At 51.2% G+C, this 18577-nt stretch carries 15 protein-coding genes; 13 read left to right on the top strand and 2 right to left on the bottom strand.

Translation table 11 applies throughout. The annotated features are described in order from the left end of the window. Window positions 1–475: 475 nt before the first annotated feature. Window positions 476–2239 (bottom strand): 30S ribosomal protein S12 methylthiotransferase accessory factor YcaO, encoded by a 1764-nt coding sequence (gene ycaO, locus ACT3RT_RS07315; RefSeq protein WP_353501546.1) that lies wholly within the window; start codon window positions 2237–2239, stop codon window positions 476–478. A 283-nt stretch (window positions 2240–2522) separates the two neighbouring features. Between ycaO and serC the strand changes: the two genes are divergently transcribed. The 13 genes from serC to ACT3RT_RS07250 all read left to right on the top strand — a co-directional run bounded on the left by serC (window position 2523) and on the right by ACT3RT_RS07250 (window position 17733). Then, on the top strand, window positions 2523–3608 hold the full coding sequence (serC, locus tag ACT3RT_RS07310) for a 3-phosphoserine/phosphohydroxythreonine transaminase (protein WP_353501547.1): 1086 nt from the start codon (window positions 2523–2525) through the stop codon (window positions 3606–3608). 94 nt (window positions 3609–3702) lie between these two features. Next, on the top strand, window positions 3703–4986 hold the full coding sequence (gene aroA, locus ACT3RT_RS07305) for a 3-phosphoshikimate 1-carboxyvinyltransferase (RefSeq protein WP_485902680.1): 1284 nt from the start codon (window positions 3703–3705) through the stop codon (window positions 4984–4986). A gap of 214 nt (window positions 4987–5200) precedes the next feature. Further along, window positions 5201–5899: a (d)CMP kinase gene (cmk, locus tag ACT3RT_RS07300; RefSeq protein ID WP_485902678.1), complete on the top strand. Its 699-nt coding sequence runs from the start codon at window positions 5201–5203 to the stop codon at window positions 5897–5899. Between the two features lie 158 nt (window positions 5900–6057). Continuing rightward, window positions 6058–7731, top strand: a complete 1674-nt coding sequence (gene rpsA, locus ACT3RT_RS07295; RefSeq protein WP_100935605.1) for a 30S ribosomal protein S1 — start codon at window positions 6058–6060, stop codon at window positions 7729–7731. Between the two features lie 63 nt (window positions 7732–7794). Continuing rightward, the gene (ihfB, locus tag ACT3RT_RS07290) at window positions 7795–8079 is read left to right on the top strand and encodes an integration host factor subunit beta (RefSeq protein WP_034789191.1); all 285 of its coding nucleotides are present in this window, start codon (window positions 7795–7797) and stop codon (window positions 8077–8079) included. A 279-nt stretch (window positions 8080–8358) separates the two neighbouring features. After that, a complete protein-coding gene (locus ACT3RT_RS07285; protein ID WP_496202745.1) occupies window positions 8359–10290 on the top strand; it encodes a DNA internalization-related competence protein ComEC/Rec2 in 1932 nt (643 codons plus the stop codon). Between the two features lie 335 nt (window positions 10291–10625). Beyond that, entirely contained in the window at window positions 10626–12374 is a 1749-nt protein-coding gene (msbA, locus tag ACT3RT_RS07280) for a lipid A ABC transporter ATP-binding protein/permease MsbA (protein WP_353503933.1), read from the top strand. Next, window positions 12371–13354, top strand: coding sequence for a tetraacyldisaccharide 4'-kinase (gene lpxK / locus ACT3RT_RS07275; RefSeq protein ID WP_353501551.1), 984 nt, complete (start codon window positions 12371–12373; stop codon window positions 13352–13354). Before msbA ends, lpxK begins: the two co-directional genes overlap by 4 nt. Window positions 13355–13857: 503 nt before the next feature. Further along, window positions 13858–14070, top strand: coding sequence for a cold-shock protein (locus ACT3RT_RS07270; RefSeq protein WP_441656179.1), 213 nt, complete (start codon window positions 13858–13860; stop codon window positions 14068–14070). A 94-nt stretch (window positions 14071–14164) separates the two neighbouring features. Further along, on the top strand, window positions 14165–15394 hold the full coding sequence (locus ACT3RT_RS07265) for a winged helix-turn-helix domain-containing protein (RefSeq protein WP_485902672.1): 1230 nt from the start codon (window positions 14165–14167) through the stop codon (window positions 15392–15394). A 357-nt stretch (window positions 15395–15751) separates the two neighbouring features. After that, window positions 15752–15934: a Trm112 family protein gene (locus ACT3RT_RS07260; protein WP_034789208.1), complete on the top strand. Its 183-nt coding sequence runs from the start codon at window positions 15752–15754 to the stop codon at window positions 15932–15934. After that, window positions 15931–16680 carry a 3-deoxy-manno-octulosonate cytidylyltransferase gene (gene kdsB, locus ACT3RT_RS07255; RefSeq protein WP_353501553.1) on the top strand — a complete coding sequence of 250 codons (750 nt, stop codon included), beginning with the start codon at window positions 15931–15933 and terminating at the stop codon, window positions 16678–16680. Before ACT3RT_RS07260 ends, kdsB begins: the two co-directional genes overlap by 4 nt. Window positions 16681–16839: 159 nt before the next feature. After that, window positions 16840–17733, top strand: a complete 894-nt coding sequence (locus tag ACT3RT_RS07250; RefSeq protein WP_396132012.1) for a YcbJ family phosphotransferase — start codon at window positions 16840–16842, stop codon at window positions 17731–17733. A 2-nt stretch (window positions 17734–17735) separates the two neighbouring features. On the opposite strand, the gene elyC is transcribed toward ACT3RT_RS07250, so the two are convergent. Then, window positions 17736–18506, bottom strand: a complete 771-nt coding sequence (gene elyC / locus ACT3RT_RS07245; protein ID WP_496202744.1) for an envelope biogenesis factor ElyC — start codon at window positions 18504–18506, stop codon at window positions 17736–17738. Between the last annotated feature and the right edge of the window lie 71 nt (window positions 18507–18577).

Below are 18577 nucleotides of genomic sequence, written 5' to 3'. Positions count from 1 at the left end.
GGTTATCTACTGCACAACGAGATACTAGCAAAGCAGTATAACGTAAAAATTGACTTGGATCATAAGGGGGGGTTATATCCGAGCTGGGAGCTTATACCAAAGGAGTAAATGATGCCTTATCTTTTTGAAAAATAAAGAATAAAAACATTTTAAATCTTACAAAAAAAGTTGAATTGCATTTTTGAGGGTGAGAATGAAATGTTAAAGTTTGAGGGGCAATGCAATGAAATCATTTCTTATTGTGCATATTATCTGCGATATTTTTTAATGGTTAGCAGAAGTGAAATAAAAAATAAGCGGGGAAATTAAAAATAGTTAAGGCATAAAATTAAGCAGCAAATTGAATGAGTAGTCAAATAATCATATCGATGGTTTTTAATGCAAAAAAACGGTTCCAGATTTTTGGTATTTAGGATTAAAAAAACCGGCAGACAGGGCTACCGGTTTGGATTTGCTCAAGAAAGAGTGAAGCGAATTACTTCTTCAGCCAGTAACGGCGTTTAGCCGCCTGCAGCTTCTCATAGGCCGCCAGCAGTCCTTGATGGGACGGCAGGGCTTTCAGGTCAGCATCTACGGCAAACAGCCCATAGAAACGCTCTTCACCGCTGATGGCAGCCGAGGCGTGATCGACAGCATCCTGACCGTACATTTTGACGAAGGCGCCATAATACTGGGCCGGGTCGCGATCTTCTTCCAATGAGAGTTGCAGCAGGGTTTGCAAGCAACGGTAATAGTTGTTGCGCTCATCGCTGTACACGGACGAGTTAAACTCGTGCGCCCACTCGGCCCAGGTCAGTGCCTGATCCAAGTCGCCGCCGGCCAAGGCCAGCATGGATTTCAGCTCACCCACGCGCAGGGTGTACCAGCCGTTATCTTTGCCGCTGGCAATGCCCAGCAACTCGCGAACGCGGGTGAAGTCGTCCAGACCTTCGTCGTCCATCTGGGTGATCATTTCCAGATAGGTTTCCTGTGAGAAATCACTGTCTGGCAGAGCCAACAGCTGCTCGCGCAGATGGGCGCCCATGCTGTTGTTGGCTAACAGCAAGTCTTCCGCCGGGTAGATGTCTGACATGCCAGGCACGATGATGCGGCACGCGTAAACGTCTAAGTGCTCGTAATCAGCGATATACACTTCAGCATCTTCTTTGTCGAAGATGGCCATCAGGGTGGCGAACTCTTCTTCGGTGGTGCCGCTGAAGCTCCAGTCTGCAAACGGGTAGTCCGCATCTTGCTTGAACATGTCCCATGAGATCAGGCCGCTTGAATCGATGAAGTGAGTTTCCAAGTTGGCGTGTTCCGCCACTTCTTCATCATCGAAGGTTGGCGCAGTGAAGACGTCGAGGTCCTTCAGGCTGCGGCCTTGCAGCAGTTCGGTCACGGTACGTTCCAGCGCCACGCCAAAGTCCGGGTGCGCGCCGAAAGAGGCGAAACAGGTACCATTGGATGGGTTGAACAGCACCACGCAGATAACCGGATAGTTGCCGCCCAGAGAGGCGTCATAAGAAAGAATGGGGAAACCTTCTTCTTCCAGCTTGGCAATGGCTTCCACCACGCCCGGATAGCGCGCCAGCACGTCAGCAGGGATTTCCGGCAGGCTGATTGACTCAGCAATAATGCGGTTTTTAACGTAACGCTCGAAAACTTCGGACAGCCCCTGAACGCGCGCTTCGTTAGCGGTGTTACCCGCAGACATGCCGTTGGAAACGTATAAGTTGCCGATGATGTTCATTGGGATATAGACGGTTTGCAGGTCAGATTGGCGAGTGAACGGCAGGGCGCAGATCCCGCGCTCCGGGTTGCCGGACTGCAGATCTACCAAATCGCTGCCGGTAAGCTCTTTATCGGCATCATAGAAATCATGCAGACGCTCATCCAGAATCCCCGCTGGCAGGCTGTTGTCCGCCGGGATTGGGAACCATTTTTCATTGGGATAATGTACGAAATCGCCGTTGGCAATCTCTTTACCCAGATAGAAATCGGCGAAGAAATAGTTGGTCGACAGACGCTCGAAATATTCACCTAAAGCAGAAGCCAATGCCGCTTTTTTACTGGCGCCTTTACCATTGGTAAAGCAGAGCGGGCAGTCGCGATCGCGAATATGTACCGACCAAACGTGGGGTACAGGATTCAGCCATGAAGCTTCTTCAATATTGAAACCGAGGTCGGCGAGTTTTTGTTGGAAGCGGGAAATGGAGTCTTCCAGCGCGGCGTCTTTACCAGGAATAAAAGTTTGCGTCATTGAGTTCACTTTTGAGCGTTCTAAAAACGCGCAATGATACGGGGTTTTGGCCTATAGCTCCACGTATTCATACAGCTATTGCGTGCACGGGATAAAGCATCAGCAACATAGTCTTTATTTTTCATTTTTTAACGATTTAAACGCGGTGAATGGGGCGATATTCGGGTGACAGCAATGTGATCCTGCTCTCAGGAACAATAAGCGTTGCAGACTGCTTGTTTCGAATGATAAAACCGTTAAATTGATTGTATCGATGGTTAGCTCAGTGGAGTGGTGAGGGGAAATGACTCAGGTTTATAATTTCAGTGCAGGTCCGGCAATGATCCCGGCAGAAGTGTTACGTCGTGCGCAACAAGAATTATGTAATTGGCATGGTTTGGGCACGTCGGTGATGGAAATCAGTCACCGTAGTAAAGAGTTTATTCAGGTTGCCGAAGAGTCGGAACGTGATATCCGCGAGCTGATGAATATCCCCTCGAACTATAAAGTCCTGTTCTGCCACGGCGGCGCGCGCGCGCAGTTCGCTGCGATCCCACTGAACTTACTGGGTGATAAAACCACTGCTGACTATATTGACGGCGGCTACTGGGCACACAGCGCGGTCAACGAAGCACAGAAATACTGCACGCCAAACGTTATTGATGTGACAACCACCGTCGACGGCAAGCGCGGCATTTTGCCGATGAGCCAATGGGCGTTGAACAAAGATGCCGCCTATGTTCACTACTGCCCGAATGAAACCATTGATGGCGTCGCTATTGATGAAGTGCCTGACTTTGGCGACAAACTGGTCATTGCTGACTACTCGTCATCTATTTTATCTCGTCCGGTAGACGTGAACCGTTTTGGCGTGATTTATGCCGGCGCGCAGAAAAACATCGGGCCGGCTGGCCTGACACTGGTGATCGTGCGCGAAGATTTGCTGGGCCGTGCTCGCAAAGAATTGCCTTCGATTCTTGATTACACCGTGCTGGCTGAAAATGACTCCATGTTTAACACGCCGCCGACCTTCGCCTGGTATCTGTCTGGCATGGTCTTCAAATGGCTGAAAGAGCAGGGTGGCCTGCGCGAAATGGAGAAGCGTAATCGGGCGAAAGCTGAATTACTCTATGGCACTATCGACCGTTCTGATTTTTATCGTAACGACGTGGCTCAGGCCAACCGTTCGTGGATGAACGTTCCTTTCCAAATGGCGGATGCGTCTCTGGACAAACTGTTCTTAGAGCAGTCGCAGAAAGCGGGCCTGCATGCTCTGAAAGGGCACCGCGTTGTTGGCGGAATGCGCGCATCGATTTATAACGCGATGCCGATTGAAGGTGTTAAAGCATTGACCGACTTTATGGCTGATTTCGAGAAAAGCCACGGTTAATCATCTGTAATCATCGCCGTGCGCAGCATGGCTTGAAAATGACCCCGGCCTGAAATCCGGGGTCATTTTATGAATAAAGAATAATGGAGAAAGCGTGGAATCCCTGACATTACAACCCGTTGCATTGGTTAACGGCACTATCAATTTACCGGGCTCAAAAAGTGTTTCCAACCGTGCACTTTTGCTGGCGGCCTTTGCCCAGGGTACAACCCGCTTAAATAACTTACTCGACAGTGACGATGTGCGTCACATGCTCAACGCGCTCACCAAACTGGGCGTGACTCACCGCCTGTCAGCAGATCGCACGCATTGTGATATTGACGGCTTAGGGGGGGCTTTCCAGCCTTCTGAAGCTTTAGAGCTGTTTTTAGGTAATGCGGGCACCGCGATGCGTCCTCTGGCCGCAGCGCTGTGCCTCGGCGCGCATGACGTGGTGCTGACCGGCGAGCCGCGCATGAAAGAACGCCCAATTGGCCATCTGGTTGATGCTTTGCGTCAGGGCGGAGCGGAGATTGAGTACCTCGAACAAGAAGATTACCCACCCGTGCGTCTGCGCGGTGGATTCAAAGGCGGCGAAGTTACGGTCGATGGCAGCGTTTCCAGCCAGTTCTTGACCGCGTTACTGATGACCGCGCCTCTGGCGGCGGCAGATACCACTATTCGCATCAAAGGTGATTTGGTTTCCAAGCCTTACATCGATATCACTCTGAATCTGATGAAGACTTTCGGCGTGACGGTACAGAACCAGAACTACCAAGAGTTCCGCATCAAAGGCCAGCAGACCTATGTCTCTCCAGGCACCTATTTAGTCGAGGGTGACGCTTCTTCAGCTTCTTACTTCCTGGCTGCGGCAGCCATCAAAGGCGGCACCGTTCGCGTGACCGGCATTGGTAAGAACAGCATGCAAGGCGATATTCGCTTTGCCGACGTGCTGGAGAGAATGGGGGCGAAAATCACCTGGGCAGAAGATTATATTGAATGCTCTCGTGGCTCTCTGACCGGGATTGATATGGATATGAACCATATTCCTGACGCCGCCATGACGATTGCCACCACCGCGCTATTCGCACAAGGCCCGACCACGTTGCGCAACATCTACAACTGGCGCGTAAAAGAGACTGACCGTCTGGCGGCAATGGCTACTGAGCTGCGCAAAGTGGGGGCAACCGTTGAGGAAGGCGAGGATTACATCCGCGTTGAGCCGCCGCAATCACTGACTTTCGCCGAGATTGGCACCTATAACGACCACCGCATGGCGATGTGCTTCTCGCTGGTGGCGCTGTCGGATACGCCAGTGACCATTCTGGACCCGAAATGCACCGCGAAAACTTTCCCTGACTATTTCGACAGACTAGCTGGCATTAGCACTCTGGCGTAACTCCCAAGCTGTATCTGGGTTTCAGCCATAACGGGCATCAGTCGATGCCCGTTTTTTTATGAGTAATGAACTATTCTTCTTCAGACATAGTCTGCTTTTTCGCCAACTGGATGATGTGGGGTAACAGTTGACGCAAAGGCAGCGTATAATGCCGCTCCTGAATTAGCCTTATCGGGTTAATGATGAGGGTTTACCCCACCCAAAGGAGACAGAAATGACGGCTTTAGCCCCGGTAATTACCGTTGATGGGCCAAGTGGCGCAGGTAAAGGCACCTTGTGCAAGGCGCTGGCAGAGGCTCTGGAATGGCGTTTGCTGGACTCTGGTGCCATTTATCGCGTTTTAGCACTGGCTGCTTTACATCATCAGGTTGATATTGTCTCTGAAGATGCTTTGGTGCCGCTTGCCGCACATCTTGATGTGCGTTTTGTGGCCCAGGATGGGCAATTAAAAGTGATTTTAGAAGGTGAGGATGTCAGTAATGAAATCCGCACCGAAACGGTAGGAAACACCGCGTCACAGGCTGCCGCTTTCCCTCGGGTTCGCGAAGCGTTATTGCGCCGTCAGCGCGCATTTCGCGAGGCCCCAGGGCTGATTGCCGATGGCCGAGATATGGGCACCGTGGTGTTCCCCGACGCGCCGGTAAAGATATTCTTAGACGCCAGTGCGGAAGAACGTGCAAACAGAAGGATGCTACAGTTGCAGGAAAAAGGCTTTAGTGTTAACTTTGAACGTCTTTTAGCCGAGATAAAGGAACGGGATGACCGTGACCGTAATCGTGCTATAGCGCCTTTGGTCGCTGCTTCTGACGCGCTTTTGCTGGATTCAACCAGCATGTCGATCGACGAAGTTATCCAACGTGCGCTGGCTTATGCCACTGAAATTCTAGGATCGCCGCAAAAACAAACCCGGTGATCGAGCTTGTTAACTGGTGCTGAATAAAGGTTCAGCGCCAGTTTTAGCTATAGTTTTTTTTAACCTCGCCGCAAGGATCTGTAGCGGGGCATTTGAAACAACCCCATCCAGCAGGATGCCAGATGGACGTTAAACTTAAGAACCTAAAGATTATCAACATGACTGAATCTTTTGCTCAACTCTTTGAAGAATCCTTAAAAACAATCGAAACCCGTCCGGGTTCCATCGTTCGTGGCGTTGTTGTGTCTATCGACAAAGACGTAGTACTGGTTGACGCCGGTCTGAAATCTGAGTCCGCTATTCCAGCAGAGCAGTTCAAAAACGCACAGGGCGAACTGGAAATCCAGGTTGGCGACGAAGTTGATGTTGCGCTGGACGCTGTTGAAGACGGCTTCGGTGAAACTCTGCTGTCCCGTGAAAAAGCTAAACGTCATGAAGCATGGCTGATGCTGGAAAAAGCTTACGAAGAAGCTGCAACTGTTACCGGTGTTATCAACGGTAAAGTTAAGGGCGGTTTCACTGTTGAGCTGAACGGTATTCGTGCGTTCCTGCCAGGTTCACTGGTAGACGTTCGTCCGGTACGCGACACGCTGCATCTCGAAGGCAAAGATCTTGAGTTCAAAGTCATCAAACTGGACCAGAAACGCAACAACGTTGTTGTTTCTCGCCGTGCAGTAATTGAGTCTGAGAACAGCGCAGAGCGCGATCAACTGCTGGAAAACCTGCAGGAAGGCATGGAAGTTAAAGGTATCGTTAAGAACCTCACTGACTACGGTGCATTCGTTGATCTGGGCGGCGTTGATGGCCTGTTGCACATCACTGATATGGCTTGGAAACGTGTTAAACACCCAAGCGAAATCGTCAACGTTGGCGACGAAATCACTGTTAAAGTTCTGAAATTTGACCGTGAGCGTACTCGTGTATCCCTTGGCCTGAAACAGCTGGGCGAAGATCCATGGGTTGCTATCGCTAAACGTTACCCAGAAGGTACTAAACTGACTGGTCGCGTTACTAACCTGACTGATTACGGCTGCTTCGTAGAAATCGAAGAAGGCGTTGAAGGTCTGGTTCACGTTTCTGAAATGGACTGGACTAACAAAAACATTCACCCATCTAAAGTTGTTAACGTGGGCGATGTAGTTGAAGTTATGGTTCTGGATATCGACGAAGAACGTCGTCGTATCTCCCTGGGTCTGAAGCAATGTAAAGCTAACCCATGGCAGCAATTCGCAGAAACTCACAACAAAAACGACCGTGTTGAAGGTAAAATCAAGTCAATCACTGACTTCGGTATCTTCATTGGTCTGGACGGCGGCATCGACGGCCTGGTTCACCTGTCTGACATCTCCTGGAACGTTGCAGGCGAAGAAGCAGTTCGTGAATACAAAAAAGGCGACGAAATCGCAGCTGTTGTTCTGCAAGTTGACGCAGAGCGCGAGCGTATCTCCCTGGGCGTGAAGCAACTGGCTGAAGATCCATTCAATAACTACCTGTCTGTTAACAAGAAAGGTACTATTGTTACTGGTAAAGTCACAGCAGTTGACGCCAAAGGTGCTACAGTTGAATTGGCAGGCGGCGTAGAAGGTTACCTGCGTGCTTCTGAAGCTTCTCGCGACCGTATTGAAGACGCAACTCTGGTTCTGAGCGTTGGTGATGAAGTTGAAGCTAAATTCACCGGTGTTGATCGTAAGAACCGCGTAGTAAGCCTGTCCGTCCGTGCTAAGGATGAGTCAGACGAGAAAGAAGCAATCGCCGTGGTTAACAACAAACCAGACGAAAGCAACTTCTCTAATGCTATGGCTGAAGCGTTCAAAGCGGCAAAAGGCGAGTAATGACGGGGGGCGGTATTTATATCGCCCCGAAACGGTAGTTTAGCTGCAAAGCTTGGAGGTAATATGACCAAGTCTGAACTTATTGAAAGACTTGCTGGCCAGCACTCTCATGTCCCGGCGAAAGCCATTGAGGATGCAGTGAAAGAGATGCTTGAACATATGGCTGCAACTTTAGCTGATGGCGAACGCATTGAGATCCGTGGGTTTGGCAGTTTTTCTCTTCACTACCGTGCTCCGCGTGTTGGTCGTAACCCAAAAACTGGCGACAAAGTGGAGTTGGACGGTAAGTACGTTCCGCATTTCAAGCCGGGCAAAGAGTTGCGCGATCGCGCGAATATTTATGGTTAAGACTTCGGTCTGACATAAATTATGCCTATAGCGAACCAAAAACGGTGTCTTTTTAAGACACCGTTTTTTTTTATTTTTGCTCATCTCGCTCCACAATTGCGTGACGTCTCGCATCCTTCCTCTCTGCCTCTTGTTCTCCCCATCCCGCAAAACCATACTTCCGCCAACCTATTTTGCTGGAAAAAACAGCAACGAGTTTTTATCTCTCGCCAACTAATGCAGTAAGGACGCCACATCAAAATCTCAATGGATGAGATAGCGCTGGCTGCGATCGCCGGAATGCTGCCACTGATTTTTCTTCCCCAACTGCCGGGCTTCTATGCCTGTCTTTTCATGGCCCTTGGCGTGATAGGCGGTGGGAGGATTAACCGTAGATTGTCGCTACTTGTCGCCATTATTTTGCTGAGCCTGCTGTGGGGGACGCACAATGGACACTATTTACTTAAGCAAACCGAGAGCCTGAGTCTGGGCAAGAAAGAGGTGATTGCCGAGCTAAAAACGATAAATTTGCATCAATCAGGTAGTCAGTTAGTCATCTTTAAAATCGAAAGAGTCGACGGGGAGTTACTCTTTCCTCCGATTTATTTTCGCAGTCGTTGGGAGGGGGAGGGTAACTTCTGCGCTGGCCAAAAGTGGCAGCTAAGCGTCAATTTACGCCCAGTCCACGCCCTGCTAAATGAGGGTGGGTTCGATAGCCAGCGCTGGGCATTAGCCAACCGCTGGCCTTTAACTGGCAGGATCAGCAGCAGAACGCTCATCAGCCCCGAATGCAGTCTGCGCCAGCGTCTAATTTCCCACGTGCAACAGGTTATCACTCCCTTGGGGAACAGCGCGGTGCTAATGGCTTTAGCCTTTGGCGAGAAGGGGCTGATAAAAGCCGAAGACAAAATGCTGATGCAGCGAACAGGCATTGCTCATCTGATTGCTATCTCAGGGCTGCACATCGGCATAGCGGCCTGGTTTGGCTATGTGTTGGCGCGAGCGCTGCAATTCTTATTACCGATTAAATATATCGATTATCGCTTCCCACTCATCGCCAGCGAGTTATTCCTGCTGACCTACACCTGGTTGGCAGGAGGTAACGCCCCCGCCGTGAGGGCCGCCGTGGCGCTTTCACTATGGCTGCTATTGCGATTCATGCGAGTTAAATGCCATCCGTGGCAAATATGGCTGTGGTGCGTCGCGCTAATAGTGATTAGCGACCCGATGAGTATTCTTTCGGATAGCTTCTGGCTCTCCTGTTTCGCGGTGGCGGCCCTGATCTTCTGGTTTCAGTGGGCGCCTTTACCGCAGCGAGTAGGGCACTCATGGCGCTGGGCTGCGGTGCGCTGGGCCCATTTGCAGCTGGGAATGACGATTTTGCTGCTACCTCTCCAAGTCGGCCTGTTCCACGGCGTCAATCTCTCTTCTTTCGCCGCGAATATGTGGGCCGTGCCTATCGTTTCGCTATTTACCGTGCCCTTGGTACTGCTAGGCGTAATTTGCTCAGGTGCACTGCCAGCCCTTGTTACAGAGAAAATGTGGTTAATGGCAGACCAGAGCTTGTCGCTGGTATTTTGGGGCGTGCAGAGATTCTCAGGTGGCTGGTTCTATTTAAGTGAGCCAGCCGTCGCACTCACTTTGGCAGGGTGGGGGAGTGTGATTGTCTGGCGCCTGGGGTGGCTTAGGATTTTCCCCGCCACCGTAATAGGCCTGGCCTCGGTGCTAATGGTCTGGTTCTACAGGACGGATGGAGAGAATTGGCGTGTGGACATGGTGGATGTCGGCCATGGCCTTGCCATGTTGATCAGCAAAAACGGCAAGGGGGTGTTATATGATACTGGGAACCGCTGGGAGACGGGTTCGGCGGCCGAGATGAATATTCTACCCTTGATCAGATGGCGCAATATTCAGCTTGAACAGATCATTATTAGCCATGCTCACGCCGACCATCGCGGTGGTTTAGACGCCATAATGCGGGCATTTCCTTCGGCGACTCTAAGGGAAAGCGTGATAGGTTCACCACTGCCTTGCCATGCTGGTATTACTTGGGAGTGGCAAGGGCTGTCCTTTGCTGCGCTTTGGCCGGAAAGGGCGGGAATCATGTCCGGCAATGATGACAGCTGCGTCGTGAGGGTCAGTGATGGGAATTTCAGTGTTTTACTGACCGGAGATATCGAATCAGGCGCTGAACGCAAAATTGTTTCAAGATATCGCGGGGCCTTAGGCTAGACGGTGTTGCAGGTTCCTCATCATGGCAGCAATACGTCATCAACACCGCCGTTTTTGCGCGCTGTCGCACCGGAACTGGCGATTTCTTCCTCATCTCGCTTCAATAAGTGGCATCTCCCCGCGCAAAAAGTGATGGCAAGGTATCGAAATGCCAGACTAGCCTGGCGCGATACCTCACGCTCAGGCCAGTTATCTGTTCATTTTTATGACAAATATTGGCGCGTGGAAGGATTCAGAGAGCAAATATTTCCTCGTTGGTATCATCGTCGGTTTGGCGTATCAGGTGATAATGAGTAGAATGGGCCGCTGTTTCTTTCGCTGCTGGTTAATAATGCATTATGAATGATAAAGATCTCTCCACCTGGCAGACATTCCGCCGCCTTTGGCCGATGATTACCCCTTTCAAAGCAGGGCTTATCGCGGCGGCTGTTGCGCTGGTGGCGAACGCCGCCAGTGACACCTTCATGCTGTCTCTGTTGAAACCTCTGCTGGATGATGGTTTTGGCAAAGCCGATCGCTCTATCTTGCTTTGGATGCCGCTGGCGGTAATCGCATTAATGATTGTGCGAGGGATCAGTGGCTATGTTTCTAGCTACTGCATTTCATGGGTATCGGGCAAAGTGGTGATGCAGATGCGTCGCCGTCTGTTTGGCCACATGATGGGCATGCCGGTCGCCTTCTTTGACCAACAATCGACGGGCACATTGCTGTCACGTATTACTTATGATTCCGAGCAGGTTGCCTCTTCTTCTTCAAGCGCGCTGGTAACAGTAGTGCGCGAAGGGGCATCGATTATTGGCCTGTTCATCATGATGTTCTACTACAGCTGGCAGCTTTCGATCATTTTGGTGGTGATTGCGCCGGTTGTCTCGATTGTTATCCGTCTGGTTTCAAAGCGTTTTCGCGATATCAGCAAAAACATGCAGAACACCATGGGTCATGTTACAACCAGCGCCGAGCAGATGCTCAAAGGTCATAAAGAAGTGCTGATCTTTGGCGGGCAGAAAGTGGAAACTGAGCGTTTCGATTCTGTCAGCAACCGCATGCGTCAGCAGGGTATGCGTTTGGTGTCGGCATCATCGATTTCTGACCCGATTATTCAGCTTATCGCCTCTCTGGCGCTGGCATTTGTTCTTTATGCAGCCAGCTTCCCGTCTGTGATGGAAACACTGAGCGCCGGTACTATCACTGTCGTGTTCTCTTCCATGATCGCTTTAATGCGCCCGTTGAAATCACTGACCAACGTTAATGCCCAATTCCAGCGCGGTATGGCAGCTTGCCAGACGCTGTTCTCTATCCTCGATATGGAGCAGGAAAAGGATGAAGGTAAACGCGTCGTTGAGCGCGCCAAAGGCGATATTGAATTCAAAAACGTCACCTTTACCTATCCTGGGCGCGATGCGCCAGCGCTGCGCGATGTGGCTTTCACCATCCCTGCGGGCCGTACTGTTGCTCTGGTAGGGCGTTCTGGCTCGGGTAAATCGACCATTGCCAGCCTGATGACGCGTTTCTATGACATTCAGGAAGGCCAAATCCTGATGGATGGCCATGATTTGCGTGAATACACGCTGTCATCGCTGCGTAATCAGGTGGCTTTGGTATCGCAAAATGTCCACCTCTTTAACGATACCATTGCTAATAACATTGCCTATGCGCGCACCGACGTCTTCAGCCGCGAAGAGATTGAGAAAGCCGCCAAAATGGCCTATGCCATGGACTTCATTAATAAAATGGATAACGGTCTCGATACGGTAATTGGCGAGAACGGCGTGCTGCTGTCTGGCGGCCAGCGCCAGCGTATTGCTATTGCCCGTGCTCTGCTGCGGGACTCGCCGGTGCTGATCCTCGATGAAGCAACCTCGGCGCTGGATACGGAGTCAGAGCGTGCGATTCAAGCCGCGCTTGACGAGCTGCAAAAGAACCGTACTTCGCTGGTGATTGCGCACCGTCTCTCAACCATTGAAAAAGCCGATGAAATTCTGGTAATTGAAGATGGCCGAGTGGTTGAACGCGGTTCCCACGCCGAGCTGCTTGAGATGCGCGGCGCTTATGCCCAGTTGCACCGGATGCAGTTTGGCCAATGATAGAGCGAATCTGGTCAGGTAAGTCGCCACTTTATCTACTATTACTGCCTCTTTCATGGCTGTACGGGTTGATAACCTGCGGGTTACGGCTCTGCTATAGAAAGGGGTGGAAAAAGAGTTGGCGCTCGCCTGTCCCGATTATCGTGGTCGGTAATCTCACTGCCGGTGGCAATGGGAAAACGCCGGTGGTGATTTGGTTGATTGAACTGTTACAGCGTCAGGGTTTACACGCAGGCGTAGTTTCTCGCGGCTACGGCGGTAAGTCAGAGACTTATCCGTTGGTGCTTGATGCAAATACCCAAACGGCCGAAGCGGGCGATGAGCCTGTGCTGATTTATCAGCGCACCGGCGCCCCGGTGGCGGTATCCCCAGTTCGATCCGATGCGGTAAAAGCGCTGCTCAAGAATCATCAGCTCGACGTGATTGTCACCGACGACGGCCTGCAGCATTACGCTTTGCAGCGTGATTTAGAAATTGTGGTGGTTGATGGCATACGTCGTTTCGGCAACGGCTGGTGGTTACCCGCCGGGCCAATGCGCGAAAGAGCATCGCGCCTGCGTTCTGTTGACGCCGTTATCACCAATGGCGGACAGAGCGAGCCGGGCGAAATCGCCATGCACTTGCAGCCGGGAATGGCCGTCAACTTGCTAACGGGTGAACAGCGCGATGCCACCTCTTTGCCACAGGTTGTTGCCATGGCGGGTATTGGGCACCCTCCGCGCTTCTTCGCCACGCTGAAAAACCTTCAAGTAACCACCCAAGCCGAGTTCGCCTTTGCCGATCATCAAGATTACCAATCCGAGCAACTGAGTGCTCTGCTCGGTGCTGAACAAACTCTATTGATGACGGAAAAAGACGCTGTCAAATGCAGAAGTTTTGCCCAGCCAAATTGGTGGTATTTGCCAGTTAATGCCCACGTTTCCGAGGCTGATACAGCCCGCCTGTTGGCAAAAATCGACCAAGTTATTGCGAAAAAATAGCCTATTGCTTCTCAGGGCAGGCCTTGTTTACATTTCTTCAAATTAAAAAAATAGTAAAATTCCCAGCTAATGAGCTGATTTATATGGAATATAATTCAATGTTGGCGTTTTAAATATTTATTTAATTTATAGGTGTTGCTATTACATTTGAGTTGTGAGTAAATGCAGTCCGGCCTGTGATGCAGAGCTATTTATGTCCGAGTTTACAATCTAGCAGTTCCTCCCAAGACGTTATCTTTGATAAAACGATTCCTCTTCAAGTCGAACCTTCTAAGTACCTCCCCATAAGTAATCAATCTACTCGATTGGCCCTAAACGTTTTATGGCAGAAAATCTTAATCAAAGAATTAAGATGCTGAACCCTAAGGCGAAAAAAACTAATAAATTATTTCACAATCGCTCATTAGAGGTTTTTATAAAAAAATAACTTTAGAGTGGGCAAGCGCATCCGAACAATAATAAAAAGCGTGTTCATGGATGCCCAAAATAAAGGATCTACAATTATGATGTTAAAAATGGGTTTAGTTAAATGGTACAACCAAGCTAAAGGCTATGGTTTTATTTGCCCTCTCGACGGTACGTCTGAAATTTATGTTCAGCGCGCCTCTATTGCTAATACAGGCAATAAATCTTTGAATGCTGGGCAGCGCGTAGAGTTCACCACCTACCGCAGCGTGGCTCACGGTCCGTCAGCAGCCGATGTGATCGCGTTCTAAGTTTGACCTGTCCCCCAGACCTTGGCGCGTAAATTTACGCTCAGGTCAAAATGTGTTATCGGTATCTGTAATGCTTTCATCAACGGATACCGATATGTCTCACCCGGTTATATCTCTCTCTGCCGCCCGCACTTTGCACCTCGCTGCTCAACAACTTCAACACCCACTCAAGCGCAAGCCCCAACGGGACGATCTCCTCACAGCCATTACTCAGATGGGTTTGCTGCAAATTGATACCATTAGCGTGGTCGCCCGCAGCCCATATTTAGTGCTTTTTAGCCGCCTCGGGCACTATCCGCAGGAGTGGCTGGAAGACGCACTGGCGTCGGGTAAACTGTTTGAGTATTGGGCTCACGAAGCCTGTTTTATCCCCATCGAAGATTACGCTTTGCTACGCCACCGCATGCTTCAGCCTGAGAAAATGGGGTGGAAATACTCAACCGAGTGGGTCGAAAAGCATCAGGAAGACATTGACGGCATCCTCAGCCATATTGCGGAAAATGGCCCGGTGCGTTCGGCGGATTTCGCCGGAGAGAAGCGTTCAGCTACCGGCTGGTGGGACTGGAAGCCGCACAAGCGGCATCTGGAGACGCTGTTTACCTCAGGCAAGCTGATGGTGGTGGAGCGTCGCAGTTTTCATCGCGTTTACGACCTCGCAGAGCGCGTGATGCCCGGCTGGAATGATGCCACCCAGGCTCTGTCACAGCAGGATGCCGAAGAGATCATGCTGCGCCGGTCGGCGCAAAGTCTGGGCTTATTCAAACCTGAGTGGCTGGCAGATTATTATCGCCTAAAACGCATTAAAGCGCAGGAGGTGATATCCCGCTGGTTAGAAAGTGGTGAGGTCAGGCCGGTCAATGTAAAAGGGCTGGATGGCCTGTTCTATGTGCATCAGAGTCAGTTTTCCCTGCTGGAACAAGCCATTAACGGCAAAATTAGCTCGACGGTTACCGCGCTGCTTTCGCCATTCGACCCCGTGGTATGGGATAGAAAACGGGCGCTGGCGCTATTTAATTTTGATTACCGACTGGAATGTTACACGCCGGAGCCGAAGCGGCAATATGGCTATTTCACGTTGCCTATTTTGAATCGCGGAGAGCTGATCGGGCGCGTGGACGCCAAGATGCATCGCAAAGAGAAAACCTTTGAAGTGAAAACCTTGCACCTTGAGAGTGGTACTAAACTGAGCCCAAGACGCATCAAAGATATCACTGATGCCGTCAGTCGTTTTGCCTTATGGCACGAGGCTGATCGGGTGCTGATAGGGAAGGTACCAGAAGCGTTGCGGCTGCACTGGGAAGCGGGCTGGTCATTGCTCAAATAAACAATCGGCTGCCATTGGCAGCCGTTTTTCGCTGGGTGAGAATGTCAAAACAGCCTTAGTTGCTGTAGTTGGCAAACATCGCGATGATTTTGTGGATCAGTTTCATTTCAGTGCTCGTCAGTAGAAATTTAATGTGACTTGTGTCACAAAAAAATACTACGCCGACCTCCGGCTTTTATCAATCTCTGTTTCGGCCTCTTGGCGATTTATCCCACTAGGCAGCCTATATTGCCGATGTCAGATTAACCTTGGCGGAAGGGTTATGGTATTCTTTGCCACCGTAGAGGTTTGTCAAAACACGCATTATTGCAGCTGCTTGGCCTTCAAGCGTGCAATTCACATGCCCCGGGAGAATGTATGGATCATCGTTTACTCGAAATTGTTGCTTGCCCTGTCTGTACCGGTAAGCTTTATTTCAATAAAGAGTCGCAAGAATTAATTTGTAAAGTGGACGGACTGGCTTATCCGGTGCGCGACGGCATTCCGGTGTTGTTAGAAACTGAAGCCCGTGCGCTTTCTGCTGACGAGACGCATCCATGAGTTTTATTGCCATCATTCCTGCCCGCTTTGCTTCCAGCCGCCTGCCGGGGAAACCTCTGGCGGATATCGGCGGCAAGCCAATGGTCGTTCATGTGATGGAACGCGCGAAAGAGTCCGGTGCCGATCGCGTTATCGTCGCCACCGACCATCCTGACGTTTTTGCTGCAGTAGAAGCAGCTGGCGGCGAAGTTTGCATGACCCGCGCTGACCACCAGTCAGGCACTGAGCGTCTGGCCGAAGTCATCGAACTGTACGGCTTTTCCGACGAGGACATTATCGTCAATGTGCAGGGCGACGAGCCTCTGGTGCCGCCGGTGATTATCAAGCAGGTCGCTGATAATCTGGCCTCCTGTGAAGCCGGCATGGCGACTTTAGCGGTGCCTATTGAAACGGCAGAAGAGGCGTTCAACCCTAACGCGGTAAAAGTGGTGATGGACGTCAACGGCTACGCGCTCTATTTCTCGCGGGCAACCATTCCGTGGGAGCGCGAGCGTTTTGCTAAATCCAGAGAGACTGTCGGTGATACGTTCCTGCGCCACATTGGCATTTATGCCTATCGCGCCGGTTTCATTCGCCGCTATGTCAACTGGGCGCCAAGCCCGCTTGAGAATATCGAGCTTCTGGAGCAGCTGCGCGTGCTGTGGTACGGCGAAAAAATCCACGTGGCCGTAGCGAAAGAAGTGCCGTCGGTGGGTGTCGATACGCCAGAAGATTTGCAGCGCGTGCGCGAGTTTCTGGCCCACTAATTAGCCTTTCCCCGCTTTGCGCCTTGCAACGCTATACTGATACGGAATGTCATTGGGCATTCCGTTTTTTATTCTGCGACTTTCATTGATCTGCCACCGAGAAATCGTCGGGCAATGCTTTCATCATAAACCTCATCACTTCTTCACTGTGTAACCGTCATGGAACAGCTGAAAGCCGAATTAAGTATTGTGCTGGGCGAACGCCTGTCTCGCCTTGAATGCGTTAGCGAGCAACCTTATGCCCATCTCTATGCGATTTATGATGAGCAGGGGCACGCCGTGCCGCTAATGGCCAAAAGTTACGTCTGCTCGGGCATTGCCAGCCAGGAGGCGTATAAATTGTCGATGCTGGCGCGCGAGGGCGTGGTGCGCGTGCCGACGGTATTTGGTTTAGTTACCACCAGCCAATCGCCTTTTAAGGAAGTCTTGCTGATCGAGCGCCTTCGAGGCGTTTCTGCCGAAGCTCCGACCCGCACGCCGCAGCGCGGCGAGATGCTGATAGAGCAGATTATCGAAGGGCTGCTGGCGTGGCACCGCATTGACAGCCATGGCCACGTGGGCACGGTGGATAGCACGCAGGACAATAAGTGGTCGCTGTGGTATCAGCAGCGCGTTGAGGCACTTTGGGCTTCCATCAGCCATTTGCAGTCAGCGCAGCTGACGCAGGAAGATCGCACTTTGCTGTTCCGTTCTCGCGCCAGCCTGCCCAGCCTGTTTGCTGACTTTAATGATAATTCCGTACTGCTTCACGGCAACCTCTCACTGCGCAGTCTGTTAAAAGACCCGCGCAGCGACCAGCTCTTAGCCATGATCAACCCCGGCACGCTGCTGTGGGGGCCAAGGGAGTTTGAGCTGTTCCGACTGTGGGAGAAAGGGATGAGCGAGCAGCTGCTATTTCGCTATTTACAGCGTGCGCCGGTCTCAGAAAGCTTCCTCGCCCGGCGCGGTTTATATCTTCTGTGGGAATCTGTCTCCCACTTGCTACACACCGGCAAGCTGGACCGCCCGGCGTTTGAACACGCTAAACAGCAGCTGCTTCCATGGCTTAACTGAGGTCAGTCGCCACTGCCGCCAATTCGTTGCCAGATTCGCCCCAGAGTTTCATACCAAATTCGTTCGCTGTGTCCTAAGAACAGCGAGCTTGGCAATATTTTTTCCCAAGGATTGAGCGGCGAGTCGATGGCCAGCTGATTGGCCGGAGCAGGCGTAGGGTGCAGACCCTGCTGCTCGAAGAAAATCATGGCGCGCGGCAGGTGATTGGCAGAGGTCACCAGCGCCATAGGCTGTTGCCCAATGTGTATTTTCACCTGCTCGGCCTCTTCGTGGGTATCTCGCGGAGTATCAAGCATAATGATATCGCTCTGCGGCACGCCGAGGCTGATGGCGACTTTCGCCGCCACTTCGGCCGCGCTGGTGGAGTTACCTATCGCTCTTCCGCCGGTAAAGATGATCTTCGAGCCCGGATTCTCCCGATAAACCCGAATGCCTTCTGCTACTCGTGACAGGCTGTTATTGATCAAATTGGAACTGGGTGCCCAGTCTGGGTTATAAGTGTACCCGCCGCCTAACACCACCACATATTTTAACGGCTGCGCGCTATGGGCGCGGTAAGTGGGATAGGTTGATTCTAGCGGCCGCAGCAAAGCATCAGCCACAGGTTGCAGGCTTAAAAGGGCCAGAGCGAGCCAACTCAGTAAAAAGCAGACTTTTCCTGCTTTCTGCCAGCGAGTAAACCACAGTAAAACCAGCGCTACCGCCATGATCGTTAATAAAAAGGGTAGCGGGAGCAGCAGCCCTCCAACGGCTTTTTTGAGAATAAATGGCATCGAAAATAGGTCCTTTTGAGCGAAAAAACGACATCCAGGCACGAATCCACATTGGGATGATTTATTCTACG

It is taken from the genome of Ewingella sp. AOP9-I1-14, assembly GCF_052375995.1.
Taxonomy (GTDB): Bacteria; Pseudomonadota; Gammaproteobacteria; order Enterobacterales; family Enterobacteriaceae; genus Ewingella; species Ewingella allii.
The sequence above is the reverse complement of the archived record's forward strand: the minus strand, read 5'-3'. Positions and strand labels throughout refer to the sequence as shown.

Coding starts and splice junctions, on each gene's coding strand:
- ycaO (WP_353501546.1), bottom strand. CDS start 2,239: ATGACGCAAACTTTTATTCCTGGTAAAGACGCCGCGCTGGAAGACTCC.
- serC (WP_353501547.1), top strand. CDS start 2,523: ATGACTCAGGTTTATAATTTCAGTGCAGGTCCGGCAATGATCCCGGCA.
- cmk (WP_485902678.1), top strand. CDS start 5,201: ATGACGGCTTTAGCCCCGGTAATTACCGTTGATGGGCCAAGTGGCGCA.
- rpsA (WP_100935605.1), top strand. CDS start 6,058: ATGACTGAATCTTTTGCTCAACTCTTTGAAGAATCCTTAAAAACAATC.
- ihfB (WP_034789191.1), top strand. CDS start 7,795: ATGACCAAGTCTGAACTTATTGAAAGACTTGCTGGCCAGCACTCTCAT.
- ACT3RT_RS07285 (WP_496202745.1), top strand. CDS start 8,359: ATGCTGCCACTGATTTTTCTTCCCCAACTGCCGGGCTTCTATGCCTGT.
- lpxK (WP_353501551.1), top strand. CDS start 12,371: ATGATAGAGCGAATCTGGTCAGGTAAGTCGCCACTTTATCTACTATTA.
- ACT3RT_RS07270 (WP_441656179.1), top strand. CDS start 13,858: ATGATGTTAAAAATGGGTTTAGTTAAATGGTACAACCAAGCTAAAGGC.
- ACT3RT_RS07265 (WP_485902672.1), top strand. CDS start 14,165: ATGTCTCACCCGGTTATATCTCTCTCTGCCGCCCGCACTTTGCACCTC.
- ACT3RT_RS07260 (WP_034789208.1), top strand. CDS start 15,752: ATGGATCATCGTTTACTCGAAATTGTTGCTTGCCCTGTCTGTACCGGT.
- kdsB (WP_353501553.1), top strand. CDS start 15,931: ATGAGTTTTATTGCCATCATTCCTGCCCGCTTTGCTTCCAGCCGCCTG.
- ACT3RT_RS07250 (WP_396132012.1), top strand. CDS start 16,840: ATGGAACAGCTGAAAGCCGAATTAAGTATTGTGCTGGGCGAACGCCTG.
- elyC (WP_496202744.1), bottom strand. CDS start 18,506: ATGCCATTTATTCTCAAAAAAGCCGTTGGAGGGCTGCTGCTCCCGCTA.